The organism is Pseudomonas sp. NFR09, from assembly GCF_900111535.1.
Taxonomy (GTDB): domain Bacteria; phylum Pseudomonadota; class Gammaproteobacteria; order Pseudomonadales; family Pseudomonadaceae; genus Aquipseudomonas; species Aquipseudomonas extremorientalis.
In genome coordinates this window covers 330,643-356,036 of the sequence record NZ_FOIH01000003.1, presented here as the reverse complement: position 1 = coordinate 356,036, position 25,394 = coordinate 330,643, and the positions used below count along the sequence as shown (strand labels likewise).

30 protein-coding genes are annotated in these 25,394 nt (G+C 59.2%); 24 read left to right on the top strand and 6 right to left on the bottom strand.

What is annotated here, in order from left to right:
* The 23 genes from BMX59_RS09100 to BMX59_RS08990 all read left to right on the top strand — a co-directional run bounded on the left by BMX59_RS09100 (window position 1) and on the right by BMX59_RS08990 (window position 17,922).
* Complete coding sequence (locus BMX59_RS09100) at window positions 1–1,272, top strand: phage portal protein (protein ID WP_093121090.1); 1,272 nt, start codon at window positions 1–3, stop codon at window positions 1,270–1,272.
* On the top strand, window positions 1,269–2,213 hold the full coding sequence (locus BMX59_RS09095; RefSeq protein ID WP_093121089.1) for a S49 family peptidase: 945 nt from the start codon (window positions 1,269–1,271) through the stop codon (window positions 2,211–2,213). Before BMX59_RS09100 ends, BMX59_RS09095 begins: the two co-directional genes overlap by 4 nt.
* Before the next feature lie 62 nt (window positions 2,214–2,275).
* Entirely contained in the window at window positions 2,276–3,586 is a 1,311-nt protein-coding gene (locus BMX59_RS09090; RefSeq protein ID WP_093121088.1) for a phage major capsid protein, read from the top strand.
* 50 nt (window positions 3,587–3,636) lie between these two features.
* Window positions 3,637–3,960: a hypothetical protein gene (locus BMX59_RS30085; protein WP_139212859.1), complete on the top strand. Its 324-nt coding sequence runs from the start codon at window positions 3,637–3,639 to the stop codon at window positions 3,958–3,960.
* A gap of 3 nt (window positions 3,961–3,963) precedes the next feature.
* Window positions 3,964–4,515 carry a hypothetical protein gene (locus tag BMX59_RS09080; RefSeq protein ID WP_093121086.1) on the top strand — a complete coding sequence of 184 codons (552 nt, stop codon included), beginning with the start codon at window positions 3,964–3,966 and terminating at the stop codon, window positions 4,513–4,515.
* Window positions 4,516–4,517: 2 nt separating this feature from the next.
* Complete coding sequence (locus BMX59_RS09075) at window positions 4,518–4,880, top strand: phage head closure protein (RefSeq protein ID WP_093121085.1); 363 nt, start codon at window positions 4,518–4,520, stop codon at window positions 4,878–4,880.
* A complete protein-coding gene (locus tag BMX59_RS09070; protein ID WP_093121084.1) occupies window positions 4,873–5,394 on the top strand; it encodes an HK97 gp10 family phage protein in 522 nt (173 codons plus the stop codon). The genes BMX59_RS09075 and BMX59_RS09070 overlap by 8 nt, the downstream gene beginning before the upstream one ends.
* A 69-nt stretch (window positions 5,395–5,463) precedes the next feature.
* On the top strand, window positions 5,464–6,054 hold the full coding sequence (locus BMX59_RS09065; RefSeq protein ID WP_093121083.1) for a phage tail terminator protein: 591 nt from the start codon (window positions 5,464–5,466) through the stop codon (window positions 6,052–6,054).
* Window positions 6,051–6,245 (top strand): DUF2635 domain-containing protein, encoded by a 195-nt coding sequence (locus tag BMX59_RS09060; RefSeq protein WP_093121082.1) that lies wholly within the window; start codon window positions 6,051–6,053, stop codon window positions 6,243–6,245. Before BMX59_RS09065 ends, BMX59_RS09060 begins: the two co-directional genes overlap by 4 nt.
* On the top strand, window positions 6,245–7,741 hold the full coding sequence (locus BMX59_RS09055; protein ID WP_093121081.1) for a phage tail sheath subtilisin-like domain-containing protein: 1,497 nt from the start codon (window positions 6,245–6,247) through the stop codon (window positions 7,739–7,741). Before BMX59_RS09060 ends, BMX59_RS09055 begins: the two co-directional genes overlap by 1 nt.
* Before the next feature lie 72 nt (window positions 7,742–7,813).
* Complete coding sequence (locus tag BMX59_RS09050) at window positions 7,814–8,161, top strand: phage tail tube protein (protein WP_093121080.1); 348 nt, start codon at window positions 7,814–7,816, stop codon at window positions 8,159–8,161.
* Complete coding sequence (locus tag BMX59_RS09045) at window positions 8,158–8,454, top strand: phage tail assembly protein (RefSeq protein WP_093121079.1); 297 nt, start codon at window positions 8,158–8,160, stop codon at window positions 8,452–8,454. Before BMX59_RS09050 ends, BMX59_RS09045 begins: the two co-directional genes overlap by 4 nt.
* A 130-nt stretch (window positions 8,455–8,584) precedes the next feature.
* Window positions 8,585–10,633, top strand: a complete 2,049-nt coding sequence (locus BMX59_RS09040) for a phage tail tape measure protein (protein ID WP_093121078.1) — start codon at window positions 8,585–8,587, stop codon at window positions 10,631–10,633.
* A gap of 3 nt (window positions 10,634–10,636) precedes the next feature.
* Window positions 10,637–11,887, top strand: a complete 1,251-nt coding sequence (locus tag BMX59_RS09035; protein WP_093121077.1) for a DNA circularization protein — start codon at window positions 10,637–10,639, stop codon at window positions 11,885–11,887.
* A gap of 3 nt (window positions 11,888–11,890) precedes the next feature.
* A complete protein-coding gene (locus BMX59_RS09030; protein WP_093121076.1) occupies window positions 11,891–13,003 on the top strand; it encodes a phage baseplate assembly protein in 1,113 nt (370 codons plus the stop codon).
* Window positions 13,003–13,512, top strand: a complete 510-nt coding sequence (locus tag BMX59_RS09025; protein WP_093121075.1) for a phage baseplate assembly protein V — start codon at window positions 13,003–13,005, stop codon at window positions 13,510–13,512. The genes BMX59_RS09030 and BMX59_RS09025 overlap by 1 nt, the downstream gene beginning before the upstream one ends.
* Complete coding sequence (locus tag BMX59_RS09020) at window positions 13,509–13,907, top strand: phage GP46 family protein (RefSeq protein WP_093121074.1); 399 nt, start codon at window positions 13,509–13,511, stop codon at window positions 13,905–13,907. The genes BMX59_RS09025 and BMX59_RS09020 overlap by 4 nt, the downstream gene beginning before the upstream one ends.
* Window positions 13,897–14,943, top strand: a complete 1,047-nt coding sequence (locus tag BMX59_RS09015) for a baseplate J/gp47 family protein (protein ID WP_093121073.1) — start codon at window positions 13,897–13,899, stop codon at window positions 14,941–14,943. The genes BMX59_RS09020 and BMX59_RS09015 overlap by 11 nt, the downstream gene beginning before the upstream one ends.
* Entirely contained in the window at window positions 14,931–15,530 is a 600-nt protein-coding gene (locus BMX59_RS09010; RefSeq protein ID WP_093121072.1) for a YmfQ family protein, read from the top strand. The genes BMX59_RS09015 and BMX59_RS09010 overlap by 13 nt, the downstream gene beginning before the upstream one ends.
* A 10-nt stretch (window positions 15,531–15,540) precedes the next feature.
* A complete protein-coding gene (locus BMX59_RS30440; RefSeq protein WP_175486667.1) occupies window positions 15,541–16,515 on the top strand; it encodes a hypothetical protein in 975 nt (324 codons plus the stop codon).
* Window positions 16,512–16,895: a phage tail assembly chaperone gene (locus BMX59_RS09000; RefSeq protein WP_093121071.1), complete on the top strand. Its 384-nt coding sequence runs from the start codon at window positions 16,512–16,514 to the stop codon at window positions 16,893–16,895. The genes BMX59_RS30440 and BMX59_RS09000 overlap by 4 nt, the downstream gene beginning before the upstream one ends.
* Before the next feature lie 95 nt (window positions 16,896–16,990).
* Window positions 16,991–17,416: a cell wall hydrolase gene (locus BMX59_RS08995; RefSeq protein WP_093121070.1), complete on the top strand. Its 426-nt coding sequence runs from the start codon at window positions 16,991–16,993 to the stop codon at window positions 17,414–17,416.
* The gene (locus tag BMX59_RS08990) at window positions 17,416–17,922 is read left to right on the top strand and encodes a lysis system spanin subunit (RefSeq protein WP_093121069.1); all 507 of its coding nucleotides are present in this window, start codon (window positions 17,416–17,418) and stop codon (window positions 17,920–17,922) included. Before BMX59_RS08995 ends, BMX59_RS08990 begins: the two co-directional genes overlap by 1 nt.
* On the opposite strand, the gene BMX59_RS08985 is transcribed toward BMX59_RS08990, so the two are convergent.
* The 6 genes from BMX59_RS08985 to BMX59_RS08955 all read right to left on the bottom strand — a co-directional run bounded on the left by BMX59_RS08985 (window position 17,919) and on the right by BMX59_RS08955 (window position 24,576).
* Entirely contained in the window at window positions 17,919–18,839 is a 921-nt protein-coding gene (locus BMX59_RS08985) for a HEPN domain-containing protein (RefSeq protein WP_093121068.1), read from the bottom strand. The genes BMX59_RS08990 and BMX59_RS08985 overlap by 4 nt on opposite strands.
* Before the next feature lie 713 nt (window positions 18,840–19,552).
* A complete protein-coding gene (locus tag BMX59_RS08975; RefSeq protein ID WP_071488186.1) occupies window positions 19,553–19,939 on the bottom strand; it encodes a DUF1090 family protein in 387 nt (128 codons plus the stop codon).
* A gap of 197 nt (window positions 19,940–20,136) precedes the next feature.
* A complete protein-coding gene (locus tag BMX59_RS08970; RefSeq protein WP_093121067.1) occupies window positions 20,137–20,391 on the bottom strand; it encodes a hypothetical protein in 255 nt (84 codons plus the stop codon).
* A 99-nt stretch (window positions 20,392–20,490) separates the two neighbouring features.
* A complete protein-coding gene (locus BMX59_RS08965; RefSeq protein WP_093121066.1) occupies window positions 20,491–21,909 on the bottom strand; it encodes an efflux transporter outer membrane subunit in 1,419 nt (472 codons plus the stop codon).
* Window positions 21,906–23,474, bottom strand: a complete 1,569-nt coding sequence (locus BMX59_RS08960; protein WP_093121065.1) for a DHA2 family efflux MFS transporter permease subunit — start codon at window positions 23,472–23,474, stop codon at window positions 21,906–21,908. Before BMX59_RS08960 ends, BMX59_RS08965 begins: the two co-directional genes overlap by 4 nt.
* Window positions 23,467–24,576 carry an HlyD family secretion protein gene (locus BMX59_RS08955; RefSeq protein ID WP_093121064.1) on the bottom strand — a complete coding sequence of 370 codons (1,110 nt, stop codon included), beginning with the start codon at window positions 24,574–24,576 and terminating at the stop codon, window positions 23,467–23,469. The genes BMX59_RS08960 and BMX59_RS08955 overlap by 8 nt, the downstream gene beginning before the upstream one ends.
* Window positions 24,577–24,675: 99 nt before the next feature.
* Between BMX59_RS08955 and BMX59_RS08950 the strand changes: the two genes are divergently transcribed.
* The gene (locus tag BMX59_RS08950) at window positions 24,676–25,389 is read left to right on the top strand and encodes a CerR family C-terminal domain-containing protein (RefSeq protein ID WP_093121063.1); all 714 of its coding nucleotides are present in this window, start codon (window positions 24,676–24,678) and stop codon (window positions 25,387–25,389) included.
* Window positions 25,390–25,394: the final 5 nt, after the last annotated feature.

Below are 25,394 nucleotides of genomic sequence, written 5' to 3'. Positions count from 1 at the left end.
ATGTTCTTTTCAAGCGTGCTCGGCGAAGGGCGCGGCAACCTCACGGAAACGGGGAGCGGCGTCTGGCGCGGCCTGATTGGCAGTGGCCGCAACAGCTCTGGCGTAAAGGTCACGCCGGAATCGGCGCTGGGTCTGCCAATCCTGCAAAACTGCGTCACGCTACTGGCCGAAACCATGGGGCAGTTGCCCTGTGAGATGTACAAGCGCATGGACAAAGGCCAGCGGGAGCCAGCGATCAACCATCCGGCGTACGACGTGCTTCGGTACCAGCCGAACGGCTTCCAGACTCCGTACGAGTTCATGGAGTGCATGCAGGGTGCCGCCGGTCTGCGCGGCAACGGTTACAGCTTCATCGACCGTCGTGAAGACGGCAACGTCGTGGCGCTTTGGCCGCTGTGCAATGACAAGGTGCAGGTGCTCAAGGGCGGCGACATGCTGCCGTACTACCGGATCGCGGGCGGAGAAGCGCTGCCGATGCGCATGGTTCACCACGTGCGGTGGTTCAGCACGAATCACTACGTCGGGTTGTCACCGATTGAGGTGCATGCCGATTCGCTGGGCCTGGCCCAGGCGGTCCGGCAGTACACCGGCAAGAGCTTCGCCAACGGCGTGACGGTCTCCGGCGTAATCGAGCGGCCACGTGAATCTCCCGCGATCAAGGATCAGGGCAGCATCGACAAAATCGTGGACCAGTGGGGCCAGAAGTTCGGCGGCATGGACAACGCCAAGAAGGTGGCCTTGTTGCAAGAGGGAATGACCTTCAAGCCCGTGTCCATGAACAACGTCGATGCCGAGGTGCTGGGGATTCTCAAAACCACCGGTACCGACATCGCCCGGATCTACAAGATCCCGTTGCCCATGGTCAACGACCTGGAGAAGTCCAACTACAACACCCTTGAGCAACTGATGATTCAGTTCGTGGTGTTTGCGTTGTTGCCGTGGGTCAAGCGTCACGAACAGTCGATGATGCGCGATTTTCTGTTGCCCGCCGACCGGCGCAACTACTTCATCGAGTTCAACCTCTCCGGGTTGCTGCGTGGCGACCAGAAGAGCCGGTACGAAGCCTATGCCATTGGACGGCAGTGGGGCTGGCTCAGCGCCAATGACATCCGGCGTCTGGAGAACATGCCGCCGGTGACCGGCGGTGACATCTACATGCAGCCGCTGAATATGGTTGACGCGGGCAAGGGCGGTGCTGACTTGACTAACCCTGCCGTGCGCGCCCAGCTCGAAATGCAGCACGCTCAAATTGAGAGGATTCTGGCGCAATGAAAAACTACCTGAGAGCCTCCAGCCTGCTGTTCAATCAGCCGCTGTTGGTGATGCCTGATATGTTGGACCTGGGGGTTCGCTGGGCCAACCAGGTGATGAGCTTGAACATCGTCAACATTGGTGGGCAGGGCACCCCCGGCCTGTGGTCGGATGATGGAATGGACCGCATAGCACAGCGCGAAGAAGAGCGCCGTACTGCCATCGCCCGCAGCGGTATCGAGGTGATTCCGGTCAGCGGGGTGTTGGTCAGTCGCGGCAGCCACATCGGCATGTGCGAAACGATGACCAGCTATGAACAGCTGCGTGGGCAAATTCGCAATGCGGTTGCTGACCCAATGGTCGAGCGGATCGTGCTCGACATCGACAGCCCAGGCGGTTCTGCGGTGGGGGCTTTCGAACTGGCGGCCGATATCCGCGCTATGGCCCAGCAGAAACCGATTACCGGCATCGTCAACTTCATGGCCTACAGCGGTGGCTATCTGCTTGGCTCGGCCTGTACTGAGCTGGTTGTGAGTCAGACCAGTGGTGTCGGGTCCATCGGCGTCATTGCCAGCCACATGGACCGCTCCAAGATGGAGGAGGGCATGGGCGTCAAGGTGACCACTGTGTTTGCGGGCGCCCACAAAAACGATCTCAGCCCTCATGAACCTTTGAGCGACCAGTCGCTCAAGTACCTCAACGACGTGGTGCAGGAGAGCTATCAGCTCTTCGTTAACGCCGTTGCCGAATACCGGGGGCTGTCCGTACAACAGGTCATGGCAACCGAGGCTGGGCTCTATCGCGGCCAGGCCGGCATTACTGCTGGGTTGGCAGACCGAATGCAGAGCCCGCAGCAGGCCGTTGATGATCTTTCCCATTCTGTCGCTGTGAGTCGGGCGAACCGGCCGGGCGGCCGCATCGCGGTACGCGCCGCTGCACTGAATCTTCAAACACTGAGCTGACCGCGTTCGCGGCACTCATCGAAGCCCGCCTAGTGCGGGTTTTTTAATGCCCAGGAGGCACCATGTCCCTTGTACTTCAAATGCGTAGCGAACGCGCCAAACTGGTTGAGCAGGTCCAGGCACTGGCCCAGATCGAGTCGGGCGGCGGGAATCTGAACGTCGAGCAGCTGGCGCAGTTTGCGCAGCTGGAAACCCAGATCAACGAAATGACCGCGAAAATTACTCGCGCTGAAAGCGCCGAGCGTATCGCGGCAGCTGCTGCGGTGCCCGTCGAGGAGAGCGCGCAGGGCAACAAAGGCTCCCCGACGCACATCAGCACTCATAGCGAACCAACCAAGCCGGGTGTTGCCATGGCGCAAATGGTGCGTCTGATGGTCCAGGCCGGCGGCAATCAGCACGTCGCTGCTGAAATGGCCAAGACGGGCGGTTACGGCGTCGATGTGCATATGGCGCTATCCACTGTGACTCCGGGCTCCGGTGGTGTACTGGTGCCCGAGAATTTCAGCACCAGTGTTATCGAATCGCTGCGACCTAAGTCCGTGGTGCGCAAGATGGGCGCCATCAGCCTGCCGCTGAACAATGGCAATCTGACCATGCCCCGCGTGCTGGGCAACACTCAGGTGACCTACCTGGGCACCGAGGAAGACATTGCAATCACCGATATGCAGTTCGGTGACCTCAAGCTGTCCGCCAAGAAGGCGGCTGCGATCGTGCCGATCTCCAATGACCTGTTGGCGTATGCGGGCGTTAACCCGCGCATCGACTCCCAGGTCAGCAGCGATCTGGCGGTCAGCATGGGGCTGTCGGAAGATCTTCACTTCATCCGTGGTGCTGGCACCGGCTCGCTGCCGAAGGGTCTGCGCTACTGGGCCCTGCCTGGCAACGTGATGGGTGCGCCTGCTGGTGCAACGCTTGCCATTGTCGACCTCTACCTGGGCGGCATGATGCTGCGCCTGGAAGGGGCCAATGTTGACCTCGCCGGCTGTGGCTGGATCATGGCGCCACGCACCATCCGTTGGCTGCAATCGCTGCGCGACGGTAATGGCAACAAGGCCTACCCAGAAATCGACAGCGGTATGTTGAAGGGCTATCCAGTGGCACTGACCACTCAAGTGCCGGTCAACCTGGGCGCCGGCGGTAACGAGTCCGAGATCTACTTTGTGAACTTTGCCGACTGCTACATCGGTGAAGACACCACGCTGGCGATTGCGATCAGCACTGAGGCGTCCTACAAGGATGGCGCTGGTAACACCGTGAGCGCGTTCCAGCGTGATCAGACCCTGATCCGCGTGATCAGCAAGCACGACTTCGGCCCGCGTCACGTCGAGTCGATTTCTGTGGGTACCGGCATCACTTGGGGCGCTGGTATGTAATCCCCTGGTCCTGCCAGCTGGTGGGACCAACTTCTCATGCAGGTAGCATCATGACCGATACGAAGATTGTGACCTTCAAAAAGGAATGGCGTGGTTATGCCATTGGGGAAATCGCTGGCTTCGATAGCGATGCTGCCGCTTCGCTGATCAAGTCAGGGCGAGCAACGGCCTATGTGGCTCCTGGCGTTGTTGAAAAGGCGTCTGCTGGTGCCGGTGCGAAGAAACCGAGCGGTAAGAAAGGTGGGAAACCCGCTGAGTCTGTAGATCCGGTGGATCCAGTAGATCCCATCGATCCGGTAGAACCGGTGGATCCAGTAGAGCCCACTGATCCGGTGGACCCCGTGGATCCGGAAGAACCTGACGAGAAACCATAAGTCATGGCCCGTCGAATTGAGTACTTCGGTGAGCCGGTCCTGACGCTCGACCAGGTGGCATTTCAGTGCCGTGTTGAGCCGGAGGACATGGCCCCGGAGCTGATCGAGCAAATCATCATCCCTGGCGTCACCACTCAATGCGAGTCGAAAACGGGCGCGGCAATTCGCGGTGCTGTTTACGAAGAAGAGTGGCCCGCAGACAGGCAGAGCGGGCATGCCCTTGATGTTGGCCAGGCAAGCGAAATCGTTTCGGTGTTCTCCCAGCAGGTCGACGGTGGCTGGGTCGAGCAAGTTGGCCCCTTCGAACTGCGCCAGGATCAGCGGGAAAGTTTCATGCACTTCCCAGGAACTCGGCCGGCTGGTCGGCTCCGTATCCGGTACAAGGCGGGGCTGGATATAAGACTCCACCCCGGCGTACGCAACTGGCTATTGATGGCGGCGGCGACGATCTACAGACACCCGGAAATGTTCCTGGTGGGACAGACACTCTCTGAGTTGCCGTCAGCGTTTCTTGATCACCTGGTGGCTGAGATCACCGTACCGCCGAGGTTCTGACCATGGCAATGCGCGAACCGAGTGCCGGCGAATTGGACCGGCGTATCACCCTGCGATTGCGGTCAGACACACCGGCGCCTGACCTGGGGCTCGATTCGCTGTTCACCGATCAGAAACAGCGGTGGGCGAAGATAGAGCCGGTCGGCACCGCTGTCTACGCCAATGGCGTTCAGACAGAGGTGAAGATCACCCACCGTGTCATCCTGTATTACTTGAAAGGCATGTGTGATGCGCATGAGGTTGTTCACGGTGGCTCGATCTATCGGGTAAAGCGTGTGGCTGATATGAATGGCACTCGGCGCTATACGCTGCTGGAAGTCGAGGAATTGGGCGCGGCTCAGCCTGGTGGGGGGATATATGGCTAACTCAGTTGGTGTTGATGGATACATTCACATCGAAGGCTTCGAAAAGTTCGAACGCGAAGCCTTCGACAAGAAGAAGATCCGCGCAGCAATGCGCAAAGCCGGCAAGTTGGTGAGGCAGCGAGCACAGCTCAACGTGGCGTTGTCCCGTGGCCAGGAAAGCTACCCGGTGAATCGAACCGGGGCCTTGCTGGATTCGATCAACTTCAAGGTGTCCCGCTCGGGGTTCCTGGTGAAGATTGCGCCCTACAAAACGGGGGCTATGGAGGAATACTATCCGGCCTACCTACACTACGGCGTGCGGTTGGGTGGCCGTATCAAGAAGCTGGCGCCGGGTGCCGGTAGCGGCAAGAGCAACCGACGCCGCAAGGGCGCTCGCGCTGGTCTGGTCGCTGAACGCAAGAGCAATGGCTGGCGCATCGAGCCTCGGGCAAACTACATGAGTGACGCCCTGCAGGACTCTTCCTCAGCTGTGCGGGCGATTTTGTCGCAAGCCTTCGCAGACGCACTCGGCTGATCATCCTCAGATATTGACTCTATAAACAACCTCGCCACGGCGGGGTTTTTTATTACCTGGAATTCGCCCATGAAGATCTCCCCAATCGTAGCTCACCTGCGCCAGTACTGCCCAAGTTTTTCGGGCCGCGTAGCGGGTGGCATTGATTTTGAGGCGGTTGCCGCCAGCGCAAAGCTGAGCCATCCCTCAGCTTACGTGATCGCGGTATCCGACAAGGCCGCTGAAAACGATGTTCAGAATGGTCTGCGTCAGGCAATCACCGATTTTTTCGACGTGGTGTTGGTGGTGGATACCCGTGATGAGCGCGGCCAGGAAGCGGCGGACCTCACCCATCTATTCCGGGCGGAGATCTGGCGAGCCTTGATTGCCTGGAAGCCCGCGCCGGAATACACGCCGATCGAATACGAGGGCGGAGAGTTGCTTTCCATCAACCGTAGTCGAGTGGTCTACCGCTTCACTTTCTCGGCCCGCTTCCAGATCGGGCGGAACGCGTCCAATGATCCTGCGGAGACCTGGCACGAACTGGAACTGGATGGGTTGCCCGGATTTACCGGCGTCAACTTCGACATGGACTGCATTGATCCTGCTGACCCCAACCTGCAACGACCTGGCCCGGATGGGCGCATCGAAGTGAAATTCTCAGGAGACGTAACACCATGACCAAGCGCATCACTGTGGTGCCGGCCGCTGGCCGTGCCGTGCCTGACCCGGAGGCTGGCGACCTGTTGCCTGGCGCGGGTCGTGAGGTTCCCGATAACGCGTATTGGCGCCGCCGCTTGGCAGACGGCGACATCACCGTTCAAACCCCCACCAAGGCCGCCAAGGCGGTGAACCCTGAGGAGCCTAAATAATGGCTATTGGATTCAGCAATATACCGGCCGACCTTCGGGTACCACTGTTTTACGCAGAAATGGACAACTCGGCGGCCAACACTGCGTCGTCGGCAATGCGCCGGCTGATCGTCGCTCAGGTCAACAGTGATGCTGTCGGTGACAATATCGGCGGTCTGGTGTTGGTACCAAGTCTGGGCCTGGCGAAGAGCATCGGCGGGTCCGGCTCGATGCTCGCCGCAATGTACGAAGCCTGGCGCAAAGTGGACCCGGTCGGTGAGGTGTGGTGCCTGCCCTTGCAAAATGACGAAGGTGTTGTGGCCACTGCTACCGTTACGGTCACCGGTGCTGCAACGGAATCCGGACTGCTGAATTTGTACATCGGCGGTGTGCGTGTACAGGCGACAGTCACCGCCGCAGCAACACCAACCATCGCCGCCTCGGCGCTGGCGGTGAAGATCAATGCCACGGAAGATCTACCGGTCACCGCTGTTGCAGCGGCAGGCGTCGTTACCCTTACCTGCAAGTGGAAGGGTGAGAGCGGCAACGATATCAACCTGCAACTCAACCGCCTGGGCAGAACCAATGGCGAAGTCACTCCGGCGGGCCTCACGGTTGTTCTGACCAAAATGACCCAGGGGGCCGGTGTGCCTGACCAGGTTGACGCGCTGGCCGCTTTGGGCGATGAGCCTTTCGAGTTTCTGTGCGTTCCGTGGACCGACACCAACACCTTGGACGCCTGGAAGGGGGCGATGGATGACAGTGTTGGCCGCTGGAGTTGGGCCAAGCAACTGTTCGGCCACGTGTACGCCGCCAAGCGCGGCACCCTCGGCACTCTGGTTGCGGCTGGGCAGGCGCGCAATGATCAGCATGTGACGATCCAGGCAATGGAGGCCGGTGTGCCCCAGCCGTTTTGGGTGCAGGCTGCGACGTTGGCAGCGCGTACGGCGGTGTTCATCTCTGCTGATGCCAGCCGCCCGACGCAAAGCGGTAGCCTACCGGGCCTGTATCCTGCCCCGGCCAGTGAGCGTTTCACGCTCACGGAACGACAGTCGTTGCTCAGCTACGGTATTGCCACGGCATATTACGAAGGTGGTTATGTGCGCATCCAGCGCTCGATCACCACGTACCAGAAAAACGCTTACGGCCAGGCAGATAACTCCTACCTGGACAGCGAGACCATGCACCAGTCGGCGTTCATCATCCGCCGGATGCAGAGCGTCATTACCAGCAAGTACGGCCGCCACAAGCTGGCAAACGATGGTACCCGTTTCGGTGCGGGTCAGCCCATCGTCACACCGAGCACGATTCGCGGAGAACTGATCGCGCAGTACATGCAGTTGGAGTTGGAAGGTCACGTGGAGAACACCGAATTGTTCGCTGAGCATTTGATCGTTGAACGGGACAGTAACGACCCCAGCCGGGTCAACGTGTTGTTCCCGCCTGATTACATCAACGGGTTGCGGGTGTTTGCGCTGCTCAACCAGTTCCGCCTGCAATACAACGACGCCGCGTAATCTCACTCGCCGCACTTTCTGAACAACCCCGGCCCGCCCTGCGCGGGCTTTTGCATTCTGGAGACTATGACCATGGGTCAATTAGTGGCGGGTACCACCTACGTAAAAGTGGATGGCGTCCAACTGACTATCACCGGCGGCGCTGAAGCCCCTTTGATGGATGTGAAGCGGGAAACGATTTTTCCGGGCTTCTACAAGGAAGAGGAATTGCCTCCCTATACAAAGATGACGGCGATCCTTGAACCGGGCTTTCCGATCAAAACGCTGGTGAATGGCCGTGATATGACGGTTACGACCGAATTCAAAAACGGGCGTGTGTACGTCCTGGCCGGTGCTTACCTGGTCGATGAGCCTTCGTTCAAGGCTGACGACGGCACTGTTGAGTTGCAATTCGACGGCATCAAAGGGAGCTGGCAATGAGCGAACCAATGAAGTTGAGCGCGCCTATTGAGGCGCATGGCGAGCAGTTGACCTCGTTGACCCTGCGGCGTCCTACGGTTCAGGAAGTCCGCAAGATCCGGGCGTTGCCATATGTGATCGGCAAAGACGAAGCGGTGACCCTTGAAATGGAAGTGTCCGCCAAGTACATCGCCGTGTGCGCAGGTATCCCACCATCCTCGGTTGACCAGTTGGATCTGACCGACCTCAACACGCTGAGCTGGGAGATTGCTGGTTTTTTCATGACCGCGGCATCGGCGAAGTCTCCGACCTGATTGCCGTTGCCTACGACCTGGCCTGGCTCTGGAAAGTTGATCCCGAGGTAATGATGTCCAGGCCGTTGGATGTGCTCTGTGAGTCTTACGAGCAACTGCAACGTATTAACAACGCACAGCAGGGTTAGCTATGGATAAGTTTCAGCTCAAGGCGTTGATCACCGGCGTCGACAAGCTGTCGCCGAAGTTAGCCGGTATTCAAAAAAACGTAGGAACGTTCAGGAAAAATCTCGAAAAAACGGGCTTGGGGAAAATCGGCATCAAGGATTTGATCACTGGCGGCGCGCTGGCTGCGCCGTTTGCGGTCGGTACTCGATCGGCAATTGCGTTCGAATCCGAGATGGCAAACGTCAACAAGGTCGTGAACTTCGATACCCCCCAGCAGTTCAAGCAGATGGGCGACGACATTACGCGCATGTCAGAGGTGCTGCCGATGGCCGCCGGCAATATCGCCAAGATTGTCGCGGCGGGTGGCCAGGCTGGTTTTGCGAGCGATGAGCTGCTGGGCTTTGCCGAGTCAGCGGTCAAGATGGGTGTTGCCTTCGACCAGACCGCCGAACAGAGCGGGGAGATGATGGCGACTTGGCGCACATCTTTCAAAATGACTCAGGTCGGCGTGACGGATCTCGCTGATCGGATCAACTATTTGGGTAACACAGGCCCGGCGAACACCAAAAAGATCTCCGATATCGTCACTCGTATCGGGCCATTGGGTGAAGTGGCGGGGCTCGCCTCCGGGCAGATTGCAGCATTAGGCGCGACGATGGCTGGCGTTGGGGTTGAGCAGGAAGTGGCCGCCACGGGCATTAAGAACTTCATGCTTGCGATGACGAAGGGATCGTCGGCCACCAAGGCTCAGTCGCAAGCATTCAAGGCGATTCGGTTGGACTCTAAGCAGGTGGCGAAGTCGATGCAGACTGATGCCCAGGGCACCATCCTGAATATTTTGGAGCGAATCGGAAAGGTCGATGCGGCCTCTAGGGTTGGGCTGCTTACACAACTGTTCGGTTCGGAATCGGTCACCTCCATCGTATCGTTGGTTTCTAACCTCGACTTGTTAAAAGGCAACCTTACAAAGGTGGGTGACGCCTCGCTTTACGCCGGATCGATGGAAAAGGAGTACGCGTCCCGAGCGGCAACAACCGAGAACAATCTGACGCTCTTGCGCAATGCTACCACCAACGTTTCCAAGTCCATCGGCAACGCGATGTTGCCTGCAGTCAACGCGGTAGTGGATGCAGTGCGGCCTATGGTGATTCAGTTTGCGAAATTGGTTGAGGCCAATCCAGATGTAGTGCGGGGTGTTGCAGCTGCTGGACTTGCGTTTACCGCGCTGCGTTTGGGGATTGTTTCGACGATCGTGGCAACCAAGCTTCTTTCGTTCGCACTCAAAGCGAACCCCATTGGCCTTGTTGCCACAGGCATCGCGCTCGCCGCCGGGCTGATTGTAGCGAACTGGTCGGCCATCGCCCCGTACTTCCAAGCTATCTGGGCCAAGATCAAAGGCCCAACCATGGCGGCCTGGGAGATGTTCAAGGCGTTTGTTTCGTGGACGCCTATCGGGTTAATCATTGCGAATTGGGGACCATTAACGGAGTTCTTTAAGGCGCTCTGGGGTGTGCTCGTTGCGCTCTCCACCCCCGTAATGGACTTCCTCAAAACGATGTTCGACTGGTCGCCCCTGGGGTTTATTGTTAAGAACTGGGAGCCCATCAGCGCCTGGTTCAAAAGCCTGTGGGAGAAACTGCGGCCGATAATTGAGCCCATGATGAAGTTCTTCGGTGGAGGTGAAGGTGGTGACGGACTCATTGAGTCTGCCACAAGCAAGGCCAATGCCTTCGCCGAACAGCAGCGTCAGCGCAATGCTGGGGCTGGCGGTGGGACCGGTGCGTTTCTCCAGGCCAACGCAGTGCAGACCGCTCAAAACCGCCAGATGGCGAATAACGTGCAGATGGGTATCAACACCGAGCAGCTTTTGAAAGCACCGGGTCAAATGCCGGCCCCAGGTAGTTTGCTGCAGCAAACGGCTGCGGCAAGCGGCCAGAACCTCAACGGCAAAATCGACATCAACCTCAACGGCGCGCCGCCCGGTACCACCGTGGAACAGTCGCAAACCAACCAGCGCGGCCTAACCATAAAACCCAATATCGGCCAGCGAACAGTCGGCACGCAGAGGTAGCCAATGGAGCAAACGTGGCGTGATCAACTGCTGCCCGCATCGTACCGGGGCATCAGCTTTCTGATCGAGCAGGCGGCCGTGCCGGTGGGGCAGAAGGGCCAGTTGCATGAGTTCCCACAACGGGATGAGCCCTACTTCGAACCTCTGGGCAAACAGGCGCAAGTCCATCGGATGAGCGCCTGGGTGATCGGGGATGATTGCTTCGAGCGGCGCGACAAGCTGCAAGAGGCTTTGCAGACGGAGGGCTCCGGCGAGCTGGTGCACCCGTGGCTCGGCCGAATGCTGGTAAAGGCCGGGGAATGTGAGCTGACTCATGATCGTCGGGAGGGCGGCGTTGCTAGGTTTGAACTGACGTTCTACCCCGACACGCCGCGCAAGTTTCCCACGGCCACGGCGAACACTCGGCAACAGGTGGTCAAGTCTTCGGAAGGGCTATTGGACTCAGCCCTGGCCCGGTACAAGGCGGCAATGGAAAAGATCGACAAAGCGCGGCTCAGTGTCATCGGGTTGCGCAACAGCTTGTCGGGCGTCTATGGCGCGATCCAGCGCCAGTTCGCACCACTGGTGGGGTTGTTCACCAACCTCAGTGGTTTCGTGCAGTCCCTGATCAACTCGCCCGGCGCGCTAGGGGCCTTGTTCTCCAGCTATTTCAGCGACTTCACTGGGCTGGATTTTTCCAGTCCCGGTTCCAGCTATCGCGCAACGGTGGCCACCGCATCGCAACACACGTCGGCTGTGACCGATATCAACACGGTCACCCAGGCCAATGGAGTGGACACCAGTGCCATGGCCCAGGCCACTGCCGATCTGGTGCAGGACGCCCTGTTGGTGCAGGTCGGTTTAATCATCAGCGAGATGCCCGTGTCTATTCGCCCGGCAGTGATGGACTCGGTGCCTGCGATCGATCAGCAAGCTGTGTCGCCGGTGGATCGGCCAGAGGTGCCGGTTGCTGATGATGTGATCGAGTTGCGCGACACGCTCAATGAGGCCATTTGGCAGGCATCGCTCAAGGCTGATCCAGATCATTACCGAGCGTTGACCACCATGCGGCAGGTGCTGGTAAAGCATCTGACGGCCGTGGCCGCGTCCGGTGTGCGTTTGGTCGACATGACGCCGGCTGAAACGTTGCCGGCCCTGGTACTCGCCTACAGGCGCTTCGGCGACTCCACGCGGGCAGGGGAGATCGTGCAGCGCAACCGCATCAGTCACCCAGGCTTTGTACCGCCGGTGCCGCTCAAGATCGCTCAGGAGTAACCCATGCTCGATGCATCGAATGCCGTCAGCCTGACCGTTGACGGCCTGGACTATGGCGGCTGGAAATACGTCGAGATCTCCGCAGGGTTGGAACGTCAGGCCCGCGACTTCAATCTGGGTATAACCTGGAAGTGGTCAGGCCAGCCGATCGTGATACCGATTCGCCAGGGCTCCAAATGCCAGGTGCGCATTGGTGGCGACCTGGTGCTGACTGGCTGGGTGTTCGCTTCGCCGATCAGCTACGACGACAAAAGCATCACCCTGACGATCTCCGGTCGATCGTTGACCGCCGATCTTGTGGACTGCGCGGCGATCAACAAGCCAGGTCAATGGAGCGGGCTGGGCGTACTTGCCATCGTGAAGGCGCTGGCTGCGCCGTATGGCATCAAAGTTCGGAGCGAGATTGCAGACACCGGCACGCTGTCGGATCACACGATCGAGCCGGGCGAGACGGTATTTGAGTCCATTGATCGTCTGCTGACCCTGTTCCGGGTGTTCTCCACCGATGACGCCACGGGCATGGCCGTGCTGGCGAAGCCTGGCAGTGAAGGCTGGGCCAGCGACAAGCTGGAGGTAGGCCGAAATATTCTGACTGGCGACGCTGGGTTGGATTTCTCCGGGGTTTTTTCTGAGTACCGGGTGCTTGGCCAGCGTAGCGGAACCGACACCGAGTTCGGCGAAAAAGCGGCAGAGGTGTCAGCCGTTGTCACGGATGACCGCATCACACGCAAGCGGGTGATGATCATCAAGGAGTCGGGCCAGTTGAGCGACAAGCTAGCAATGGACCGGGCTCGGTGGGAAAGCGTTACCCGCATCGGCAAAGCCTTGAGCACCACTTATAAAGTCCAGGGATGGCGGCAGTCGAACGGCGCGCTGTGGAAGCACAACATGTTGGTGCGCGTGGTGGATCCCATCATTGGGATGGACCGTGACATGCTGATTTCCGAGATCACTTATTCGCTCACGGACAGCGGCACCATCACCACGATGGTGGTAGGGCCACCGGACAGTTTCGAGCCCGAACCCAACGACCGCCACAAAGACCGCAAGCTCAAGAAGGGCGGCAAAGCCGACAACTTCGAATACCTACTCCCCGCTGACTGGAAGCCATCCTAATGAGCCTGATGAACTTGCTTGTGCGCGGTACGGTTGTGCTGGGAAACGCCGCGAAAAAGATGCAGGCCCTGCAAATGAGGCTGCTCGCCGGCGAGGTCAAGGACGGCCTGGAACATTTCGAACCCTACGGGCTGACCAGTCACCCGCTACCTGGTGCCGAGGGAATTGCCGCGTTCCTGGGCGGCGATCGTTCCCATGGGGTGGTGCTCGTGGTGTCTGATCGTCGCTATCGCATCCAGGCGATGGAGCCGGGGGAGGTGGCTATCTACACCGATGAGGGCGACAAGATTCACCTCAAGCGCGGTCGGATCATCGATATCGAAACCCAGACCTTGAACATCAAGGCGGGTGTGGCGGTGAACATCGATACGCCGATGATCACCCAGACCGGAAAAATCGTTTCTGATGGCGACCAGATCGCCGGCGGCGTCAGCCAAATCGAGCACCCGCACAGTGGGGTGATGCCCGGCACAGGCCAGAGCGGCCCGCCCGTAGGAGGTGCTGGATGATCATAACGCCCAACCGGGAGGCTTCACTGGTGCGCGCTGTGGTGATCAGCCTGTTCACCTGGCGCCGCGCCGCTACGGATGATCCGCTCGACGATGATGAACGCTACGGCTGGTGGGGTGATAGCTACCCAAGCATTGCCGATGATCGCATCGGCTCGCGGCTGTGGCTGCTGCGCCGCGTCAAGCTGACCGCCGCTACGCAACGAGATGCCGAGTTCTACGCCCGAGAGGCGTTGCAGTGGTTGATCGAGGATGACGGCGTGGACGACATCGAAATCATCAGCGAGCAGGCCGGTGCCAACCGGCTGAACCTGCGGGTGATCCTCACCATCAGTACTGGCACGCGCCTGGAAATCAACTCAAACCAACTGTGGCAGGTGATCTATGCCGTTTGAAACGCCAACTTTACCGGTGCTGGTCAGCCGTATCCAGAGTGACCTGGCCAGCGACGCGCTGCGGCGCTCAGATGCGCAAGTGCTGTCACGTGCATTGAGTGGTACGGCTTACGGACTGTACGGCTATCTGGACTGGATTGCCGAACAGAACCTGCCCGATACGGCTGACGAAGAGACGCTGGAGCGTATTGCCAACTTACGATTGAGCCAACCGCGCAAGGCCGCGCAGCCGGCGGCCGGTACTGCCAGCTTCACGGCTGCCGGTGGCCGGGTGGTGGATGTCGATACGGTGATGCAGTCGAATGACGGCCGCGCTTATCGTGTGACCGAAAGCGTGACCACGGTAGCGGGTATCAACACCGCCAAGCTGGAAGCTGTGGATGCGGGCACGCTGGGCAACATCGAAGCGGGCATGGTGCTGACGTTGATTCAGCCAGTCGAGGGGCTTGTCAGCACCTTCACGGTGCTGGCCCCAGGGTTGATCGGCGGTATCACCCAGGAAAGTGTCGAGTCGCTGCGGGCGCGGGTAGTGCGATCGTACCGAGTCATTCCGCACGGCGGCTCGCCGGACGACTACGAAACTTGGGCGTTGGAAGTGCCCGGAGTCACTCGCGCCTGGTGCCGCCGAAACTTCCTGGGGCCGGGTACCGTTGGCCTTTTCGTGATGCGTGACGATGACGCGAATCCTATTCCTGACCCCGCTCAACTCGCAGAGGTTCGGGATTACATAGAGCAGCCGAACGTGCGTCCTGTCACTGCGGAGCTCTATGTGCTCCCACCAGTGCCGGTGCCGGTGGTGTACCAGCTTAGCCTGACCCCAGACACCAGCGCCGTGCGTGCGGCTGTAACGGTGCAGTTGCAGGATCTGCACAACCGTGAGGCGGGGCTGGGTGACAAGCTGTTGATCACCCACATCGGCGAGGCTATCAGCAGCGCCACGGGCGAAACCGATCACAACCTGATATCGCCATCGGATGACGTTCTGGCCGCAACCAATCAGTTGCTGACCTTCGGGGGTTGCCTATGGCTGGATTAAGAACCGCCGAGCAGTACCGCGCCCAATTGCAAGCGCTGCTCCCTGCGGGGCCTGCGTGGGACCCAGAGTTGGTCCCTGAGGTCGGCCTGATCCTGTCGGGCGTCTCTGTGGAGTTCGCAAGGCTGGAGGGCAGGGCAGCCGACATCCTCAACGAGATGGACCCTGGCGGCGTAAGCGAGCTGGTGCCCGACTGGGAAAAGGTTATGGGTTTGCCGGACGAATGCCTGGGCTTGAACCCGGTGTTTGAGGATCGCCGCCTGGCAGTTCGCCGGAGGCTGGTGGAGGTCGGTGGCCAGAGCCGCGCTTACTTCATCGAGATCGCAGTGAGCCAGGGCTACCCGGGAGCAACCATTACTGAATACCGCGCGCCCCGTATGGGGCGTTCTCGTTTTGGCTCCGCGCACTTTGGTACATGGGGAGCCCAGTTTATGTGGGTGCTGAACACAGGCGGCCGTCTGCGCGCTGGCCGGCGATTCGGCGCGAGCTTCTGGGGTGAGCGGTTCGGTACCAATCCTGGAGATGCGCTTGAGTGCCTTATCCGTCGACCGGCGCCAGCGCACACCGTTGTGCACATCAATTATGACTAAGGGGTGAAACGTGGATTTTCCTAAAAGTGTTCCCGGCGTAGGGCTGGTCGATGGAAAGTTTATTGATGAGGATCCGTTGGCTGCTACGCCTGGGTCGCTGATTCCTTCTGCTTGGGGCAACTCGGTTACGCTCGAGCTGCTCAAGGTGATCGAGGAGGCGGGCCTTACACCCGACGAAGACGACAACACACAGCTGAACGTAGCCATTGATCAGAAGATTTCGGAATCCTCTGTTGCGTTTGCGAGCCAGCCCGAAGCCGAGGCCGGCGAGTCAGCCACCAAAGCGATGAGCCCGCTTCGAGTATTTCAGGCGATCGCAAAGGTGGTTACGCAGGCCACTGAGAACGCATTTGGATGGCTCAAGATTGCCACCCAGGCGCAGGTCACTGCTGGGATAAATGACTCCTCGGCCGTAACTCCGAAAAAGCTTGCAGCTCGATTGACCGAAAAAGCTGATTTAGATAGCCCCGTTTTTGTAAATCCGGCAACGAACTCAACACCAGATCTTCATGACAACAGTGCAAAACTTGCCAATACGAACTTTGTATATCAAGAGCTGCAATCTTATTTGCGGTCAACTTCAGAGTCGGTGCCCGGCCTTATACAGCTAGCTACCAGTCCAGAAGTGACGGCAGGCGTTAACGATTCGAAAGCTGTTACCCCGGCAAAGCTGGCTGTCAGGTTGGGCACTGCACTAAATAGCACGCTTGGATATAACAGGACCTATGTTGATGTAACTGTTTCGCGTGGAAGCGGGGTAACCTACACAAATAGTTCCGGGGCTCCAATTCAAGTATTTCTATCACTTGATACGCTATCTGGAGCTGAAGCGACGACAGTCGTAGTTGGAGGGGTTACGATTTATAGTGGTGATCCTGGCGTAGCAGGGCAACGAGCCCCGCTTTCATTTATTGTTCCAAACGGATACGGATACTCGGTGACAATTTCAGGAACAACAATACAAAAGTGGGTGGAGTTAAGATGACTAATTTAGTTATGAGTTATTTTTTGGCGGAAGATGGTTTGTATTATGGATTCGATGATGAGCAAGTAGCGTCAGGGTTAAGCGATGGAATGACGCGAATATCCCTGAAAGAAGTAAATGGCATCTTGAATCCCGTTGTCAGCCCAGCCATCGGCGAGCGAGCTTGGCGTGATGGAGAACTGAAGTTGACCGACGAGATCGTTTCGAGACATCGTGACGAGGTTGAGGGTGGAGGAGTGACCACACTAACTCCTGATGAATACAAGGATCTGCAGGCATATCGAACATCTCTGCGCGATTGGCCTGGGTCTGCGGGATTTCCAAAATCCGAAAAACGCCCGATAGCTCCAGCATTGCTGGCGGCCAAGATCAGCAAATAATCGAGAATATTGGCATGTCCATCACCAGCAGCAGCTGCTGTAGATCCTTTCGAACACCGGCCATCAAGCCGGTATTTTTTTGCCTGGAGAAAAGTATGAAGTCTGCCGATAAAGACCGTGACGTCCTGGCCCGCACGCTTTGGGGTGAGGCCAGGGGCGAAGGCCTCGCCGGCCAGATCGCCGTCGCTTGGACGATCCGTAACCGCGTGTTCGACAGCAAGGCCAAGTCTTGGTGGGGGGAGGGCTACGCCGGGGTTTGCCTGAAACCGTGGCAGTTCAGCTGCTGGAACCAGAACGACCCGAACAACGCTTACCTCAGTGGCGCCAAGCCGATCCCGGCCGCGCAGTTCGCCCAGGCCCAGCGTGTGGCTGATCAGGTGATATCTGGCGAAGTGCCGGATCCAACCGGCGGCGCCACACACTACTACGCCACCACCATGCCGAAGGCGCCCGCCTGGGCGTCGGGTGCCAAGCAGACGTTGCGCATCGGGCACCACGTCTTCTTCAAGGATGTGCCGTGATGACGCCGGGTCAGATCCTGGCGTCGATCCTGCTGGCGCTGGTCATCGGGTTCGGCGGCGCCTGGCAGGTTCAGGGCTGGCGGATGGGCGAGAAGCTGGCCGAACAGGATGGGCTGCACAAGGATGACCTGGCCGATATCGGAAAGGCCGCTGCCTCCCAGGCTCGCGCCGAGCAGGATAAGCGCCTGGCAGCTGAGCAGCAGCTCTCCCGCCAGGATCAAAAACACACCAAGGAATTATCCGATGAGCAACGCAAGCAGGCTGTTATCCGTGATCGCCTTGCCACTGCTGATCTGCGGCTGTCAGTCCTCCTCAAGGATCCAGCCAGTGGCTGCGACGTGCCTACCACCACCGCCGCCGTCGGCGTGGTTCATGCAACCCGTCGAGCCCAACTTGACCCAGCGCATGCTCAAAGAATTATCGCAATAACCGCGGACGGGAACAATGGATTGATAGCGCTTCGGGCGTGTCAGGCCTACGTTAGAGAGATTTCGGCAGTACATTAATATTTTGTTTTCTCTCGTAGTGTTCTAACAAGATCTGGATCAGTCAAGGCTATTTTTGCAATTTCAATTATCACTAGCTCAAGGAAAGAATTAACGTTGCCTAGATCTTTTATAAAAGGCTTTAATTTGATAGTTGATCCGTGAGCGATACGACTCCTGATGTCATATAGTGTTTCCCAGAGCTTTTTGTATTCGATCACTCCAAAATATTTGGCGGTATCAGGAGGGGTATCAGATCTTTCCATGATTGGTTTTATATTGTTTAAGATTTGCGTTGTGATCGGTGGGCCGTGTCGAGTTATCAGGCATTCGATCACGGAGAAGTATGATAAGGTTTTCAGCGTGGAACGCATGTCAAGACTCATTGAGTCAAGGAATAGCTTCATTGCATATTTTGTTTCATGAATTACATCTTTGCCCTCTAGCTTTCCAAAGTAAAGCTTGAAATTAGCCATGGCCTGAGGAGTTACTAACTGGGTTCTATAAGGCATCCAAGATTCTCGACATATTCTGTCTGCCTCATGCTGCCTTAATAATACATGAGCCGTCGCATAGTGATCATTTTCATTTCCAATAGCTCCTTGCATGGCGAAATTTATTTTTGGTCGGATAAGTTCTCCGGCCATATTCAGTGTTTCTGTATGATCTATGCCATCAGCAAAGCTGACCAACCACCATCTCGGGGTTGGTGCAGGTATAGGGTCGTTGTCGGCATTTAATATAAAGCAAGGCGAGCCGTAATCTAAAAAATTGTGAAACTGGAAATAATTTTTTGCACCTTCCATGTTGCTCTGGAATATACTTATATGCTGTTCGTTAGCTCGTTTAATGGTAAGTAAGTCATTGATGTGATAGGGGATCAGGTTCTCGTCGAAATACACGTTTGAGGTAATAAGGCAAAAATCATATCGATCCATTTTTATCGCTCATTTAGGTTTTCCGTTAGAGTATAGGCAAAATAATGGATTCGACATGAAGCTCAGGATGGGATTGTCTTATTGAGCTCGGCGAGCAGTCTCTGATTCTCCCTAAGCAGATAATCACGCTGCCCGAGAACAATCCTCACGCTTTGCACTGACGCAAACGAGTACTGTTGTTCCAGTGTGCTTATCTGTTGCTGCGCGGCTGCGAGCCTTCCTTCTGCTTCGGCCTAAGCCCTGGCCAACAGGTTACTCATTTGCACGAGGCCGGCCACGTTCGCCCGCAACTTGCGTAGCGTTGCCTGACTCTGGATGAGTTCGTCTTTGAGCTGGGCGCACTGGCGTTGGTTACATTTCCAGGGGCGTACGGCAGCCTAACCATGCGACGAAGTGTAGAAAATCCATTCCGCAATGGAAATTAGTCCTCTCAAATCCAGCGGTCGCCAGCGCCATTAAATTTTTTGTCGTGCGGAATTGTTTTCTTGGTAACTTGTTGAAAAATAATATTATTTTTGTGGATTGCAAATCCGCCTACGCCGGTTCGATTCCGACCTCGGCCTCCACTCTTGAAAACCCCGTAGATTAGCGTCTACGGGGTTTTTTATTGCCCGGACGAAAGTACGGGCGTGCCGATCAAGGTTTTTGCATGGTCCGTCCCGCAGACGTAGAAAAGCCCGCAATTGCGGGCCTCTCGCACACGACTTTCCGGCTTATTTAAACAGCCCACCGATTGCATTGATCGCATCCGCTGCCTTGTTCACGTTTTGTTGGTGCTGCGGGTTGGTATTCACTTGGGCCTGGGTGTTGTAACTGGCGTTACTGCAGCTTTTGTTTGTCTGGGTCAGCGCAGCTTGATAGGCGGTTGCGCGCAAGGTATCGCCCTTGGCATTGGCTGCATTGATGTTCGCCTGCAGGTCGCGGACCTGTTGCTGGCAGGAGGAGGCGTTATTGGAGTAATTGGTGTTATTGGTGGTGTTGTTTGCACCACCCAGAGCAGAGGACAGAGCCCCTGTCAGGGCACTCAAGTCAGCGGCTTGTGCCGATAGGGCGATCAGACTGAACAGGGCGGCGGATGGAGCGAGCTTGGAAAGACGCATGGCAAACCTCAATGTTTTATTGTCTGCACGCGCGTGGCTCCCGAGCTGGTGCAGAGCAATATCCGTATAAAGGTGTGTGCTCGGTTGCGGCAAAATATTATTTGGTCAAATTTTGAGCTTCAATATCCAGTGTCAATAAATGTGAATTCTTTCACGTTGTTCGTCGGCTGCGCGCCATTGGGGTATGCCTCCTGTGATTACAGGATTTCAGACCTGGCGATGCGCTGGTCTTTCACCTCACCTGCATACGCGTGAAGCCTTTCCTGTTGCGCTGCCAGCAACGCGCAGATCTTCATCAGCGCCACGGCCTCATCCGGCGTCCGACCGCTGGCGGCTAAAGCCGTCAATTCAACCACCGACCAGCCAATCACAGCGGCGGCGTCCTCCAGGTCGTAGAACAATTCCTGCTGTGCCGTTCTGGGGCCGTCGAGCCCCTGGATCAGTTCTTTCATTTATTGCCCCTCCCACTTCAGGTCAAACCCCATGATATCCATCCCGATCTCCGCCAGATCGGTCTTGAATGGAATTTCTCCCATCAAACGCCTGATGTGTCACAACGTCCAGCCCAGCCCCAATGCCTTGTGCAGCGAAGCAAAATCCTTGAGCAGTTCCGCATCCCCGGAAATCCGGCTCTCCTGGGCCTGGTAGCGGGTGCGCTCCGCATCCAGCCAATCCAGGGTGCTGGCGGTGCCCGCACGGTAGCGTTGGCGGGTCAGGTCTGCCGCACGCACTGCCGAGGATTCCACACTGCGCAACAGCACCACGTTCTGGCGTTGATGGCCGTACCGCGCCAGGGCCACATCGGCGTCGCGCAGCGCACTCAATACCACACTCTTGTACTGCGCAAGCGCTTCGTCGCGACCGGCTTCGGCACCTTTGACGCTGGCGGCCACGCGGCCGAAGTCCAGCGCGTTCCAGGTCAGGCGCGGCAGGATCAGCCAGGTACCGTTGTCCTTGCGGGCGAGGTGGCCGGGGTCGCCGGCAGAGAATGACAGGTCGCCCATCAGGCTGAGCTTGGGAAACCAGTCGGCGGTTTTCTCGCCGATCTGCGCGTTGCTGGAGGCCAGTTTGCGTTCGGCGACGCGGATGTCGGGGCGGGCCTTGAGTAGGGCGGCGGGGTCTGCCACGGGTACCACACCGGGGATGGCGGGCAGGGCTTTGGCGGTGGCGAGGCGGCCATCCAGTTCGCCGGGTTCCCGGCCGCAGAGCAGGCCGAGTTGATCCAGGGATTCAACGATGGCGGCTTGCAATGGCAGGCGCTGGGCCTGGGTGTTTTCTGCCTGGGTGAGGACTTGTTCCAGTTGCAGCTGTGAGGCCACGCCACGGCTGCGACGTTGCTGGGTCAGGTCGAGGGCCTGGTTTTCGATGTCGACACTGGCGTCTACCAGCGCCAGGCGTGCCTGTTGGTCGCGCAGGTCGGTGTAGGCCTGCACCACTTCGGCGGCCAGTTGCACCTGGGCGTCGGCCAGTTGCGCCTGGGCAGCGTCGGCTTCGGCTTGCGCGCCTTCGACGGCGCGACGTGTGCCGCCGAACAGGTCGGCCTCCCAACTGGCATCGAAGCCGGCCAGGTAGAGCGTCAACGGCCCGCGACCGCTACCGCCGCCACCCAGTGCGGAGGTGTCGGGCGAGCGCAGTTTGAGCATGGCGGCGTCACCGGTGACCTTGGGCAGGGCGTCGGCCCGCGCACCGCTGAGGCTGGCGCGGGAGTGTTTCAAGCGGGCCTGGGCGGTGGCAATGTCGGGGCTGTTGTTCAGCGCCATCTCGACCAGTTCATTGAGCTGCGGGTCATTCAACGTTCGCCACCACTGCGCCACAGCCGGGGCGCTTGGCACCTGGCGGTCGGCATGGGGCAAATGCCCGGCGGCCAGGGTTTTCGGCGCGGCGTCGGGTGCGCCTGAGTAGTCCGGGCCTACGGTGCAGGCCGATAGCAGGCCAACGGTCAGGAGCAGAGGAAACGAGCGAGCAATCATGGCTGTACCGTGCGCTTTTTCAGGATGAAGATCAGGGGCAGGCACGCCAGCATTGCGAGTCCCAGTACGTAGAACGAATCGTTATAGGCCATCACCGAGGCTTGGCGGGCGATGTCGTTGGCCAGTTGGGCCATGGCTTGCAACGAGGCGGTGGAGGCGTCGCCGGTTTGTGCCAGGTAGCTGGCGGTGTTGCTGGCCATGTGGTCCTGGGTCAATTGGCTGTTGGCCAGGATGCCTTCGCGCAGCCGGTCGTCATGGAAGTGGCTGCGCCGGTCCATCAACACGCCGAGCAACGCCAGGCCAATGGTGCCGCCGAGGTTGCGCGACATGTTGTAGAGCCCGGCCGCGTCGCCGGCGTCTTTGGTCTCTCCCGAACGCATGGACAGTTGGCTGAGGGGCATCATCACCAGGATCTGCCCGAAGCCGCGCAGCAACTGTGACCACACAAAATCATGGCCGACGCTGTCGGCGGTCAACAGGGTGTCTACAAAGCAACTGGCCCAGTACAGCAGCAGGCCGGCGCCGACCATCCAGCGCAGGTCGTAGCGGCCGAGCATTCGCGGCAGGATCGGCATCAGCAAAAACGCCGGAATCCCCGACAACAGCATGATCGCGCCGGACTGCTGCGCGTTGTAGCCGGACAGAATCCCGAGAAATTGCGGCACCAGATACGCCGTGCCATACAGCCCCGCACCCACCGCCGTACCGATCAGCAACACGCTGCCAAAGCTTTTGTTGAGCACCAGTGGCAGGCGCAGGATCGGCGTACTGGAGCGCAATTGCCCCACGGCAATCAGGAAAAAACCGGTGACCGTGGCAATGCTCAGCCACACGATCAGCAGCGAGTCAAACCAGTGCTCGCGCTGGCCTTCTTCCAGCACCACGGTCAGCGAACTCAAGCCCATGGCCAGCCCCAGAATGCCCAGCCAATCGGCGCTGATAAAGCGCTGCAGGTTCATGCGCTCGCTGGGCAGGCCGGTGATCAGCAGGGTGATCAGCGCGATGCTGATGGGCAGGTTGAGAAAGAAGCACCAGCGCCAGTTGATGTTCTCCGTCAGCCAGCCGCCGATCACCGGGCCGAGCAAGGGGCCGAGGATCACGGTCATGCCGAACATCGTGGTGCCGATGGCCAGTTGGTGGGGCGGCAGACGCGTGCGCACGATGGTCTGCGCGGTCGGGATCATCGCGCCGCCGGCGAAGCCCTGGCCGATGCGCCCGGCGATCATCGCGCCAAGGCTGGTGGACAAGCCGCAGAACATCGAGAACAGGGTGAAGGTGAGTGCGGTGCCGATCAGAAACCGGCGCAGGCCGAAGACTCGGGTCAGCCAGGCCGCGAGCGGGATCATCACGATTTCCGACATCAGGTAGCCGGTGGCGATCCAGGTGCCTTCGGTGCCGGTGGCGCCGATCTGGCCCTGGATCTGCGGCAGCGCCGAGTTGGTGATCGACACATCCAGGGTCGCCAGCAGGGCGCCCAGTGCGCCGGCGGCGACGGCGATCCAGTCGGTCAGCGAGGCGTTGCGCGGTTTCTCGGCGGCCACCCCGGCCATGCTCGCCTCAGCCATGGTTGGCGTCTGCGGTGTGGGTGCGGGTGTCGACTTCCACGGTGGCCGACAGGCCTGGCATCAATGCGGCACGCAGGTCATCCGGTATGTCCAGGGCAATGCGCACCGGTACCCGTTGCACGATCTTGGTGAAGTTGCCGGTGGCATTCGACGGCGGCAGCAGGGCGAACTGCGCGCCGGTGCCGGGCGCCAGGCTGTCGATGTGGCCTTGCAGGTCGCGGCCGGGCAGGGCGTCGACGTGCACGGTGACGGTCTGGCCGGGGCGCATGCCACCGATCTGGGTTTCCTTGTAGTTGGCGGTGAGGTAGATCGCGCTGATCGGCACCACGGTCAGCAAACGCGTACCAGGTTGCACGTACTGCCCCACGCGTACGCCACGGTCAGCCACACGGCCGTCCAGCGGGCTGCGGATGACCGCGTCGTCGACGTCCAGTTGGCTTTGCGCTTCGCTGGCCTTGGCGACGCCCAGTTGCGCCTGGGCCTGCTTGAGCTGGGCCTGCAACGTGCCGTAGCGAGTCTGGCTGGACCGCAGCGCCGCCTGTTTGGCCGCCACGGTGCTGCGGGCCTGTGCCAGTTGGTTGTTCAGTTGGGCCAGGCGCTCTTCCGGTTCGGCGCCCGAGCGGGCCAGCGGCGCGTAGCGGGCGACTTCGGTCTGCGCATGCCGGGCATCGGCCTCGGCGCCCTGCAATTGGGCGCGGGCTTCGGCGATGGTGGAGTCCTGTTGCACCAGGTCGGCCTGGGCCTTGGCGAAGTCGGCATTGCGTGCGGCGATGGTCGCGGAGGCTTCGTCGCTCACGGCCTGGTACTTGCGCGCATCCAGGCGCACCAGCACGTCGCCACGCTTGACGTTCTGGTTGTCGCTCACCAGCACGTCGGCCACGTAGCCGTTGATCTTTGGCGCCACGCTGATGCTGTCGGCTTGCAGGTAGGCGTCGTCGGTGGTCTCGATAAACCGCCCGGTGATCCACCACCAGGCGCCCCATGACACGCCCGCCAGCACGGCGACGCCGGCCACGCTGAGCAGGATGCGCCGGGCCTTGCCACGTTGACCGTTGACGGTTTCTTCAGGCATGACCTGAGGGGAGGGAGGTGCAGCCGACATCGAGGTCACTCCAGATTTATAACGAGTGGAATAAATTCCTTTTTTCGCGAATTTTTGTCAACTGGTATATTTTGGTCCGGTATTCGAAGGGAGCTGCACATGGCACGACACAAACCTGCCGCCGAGGGTGGTTACCAGCGCGGCGAAGAAACCCGCGCCCGCATTATCGAGGCGGCCGTCGAGGTATTCGGCGCGCGTGGCTACGATGGGGCGTCCACGCGTGATATCGCCACGGCTGCCGGCGTCAACGCACCTGCGATCCAGTACTACTTCGATGGCAAGGAAGGCGTGTACCTGGCGTGCGTCGAGCACTTGATCACGCTGCTGTGGCGCAAGATGTCGCCGCCGGTGGAGGCGGCGGAAAGCGTGCTGGCCGATGCCGATTCCGGCGACAACGCGCTGATCGACGCCTCGCTGGGCATCCTGGGCACCGTGGTTTCAACCATCCAGGACAGCCCGCAAACCACGGCCTGGCGTGCGTTCATGGATCGCCACCAGGCCGGGTTGTGCCCGCAAAGCGCAACGATGGCTTTCGAGGAGCGTTTCAAGGCGCGTATTGCGCGAGTCATCCGCCAACTGATCGCACGCGTGGCCGGCCTGGCGCTTGAGGATGAGCGCACGGTGATCCATTCCATGGCGCTGTTTACCCAGGGCCTGGCGTTCCGCATCCAGAAGCCCAAGCTGCTGGAGGCGTTGAAGTGGAGCGAAGTGAACCAGAAGGAAATGGAACAGGTGCGGGAGGTGGTGCTGCTGCAGGCGCGGTTCACTTTGGAAGGGCTGGCCCGGCACCGGGACCAGCACGCCTCCCGTTAATCGGC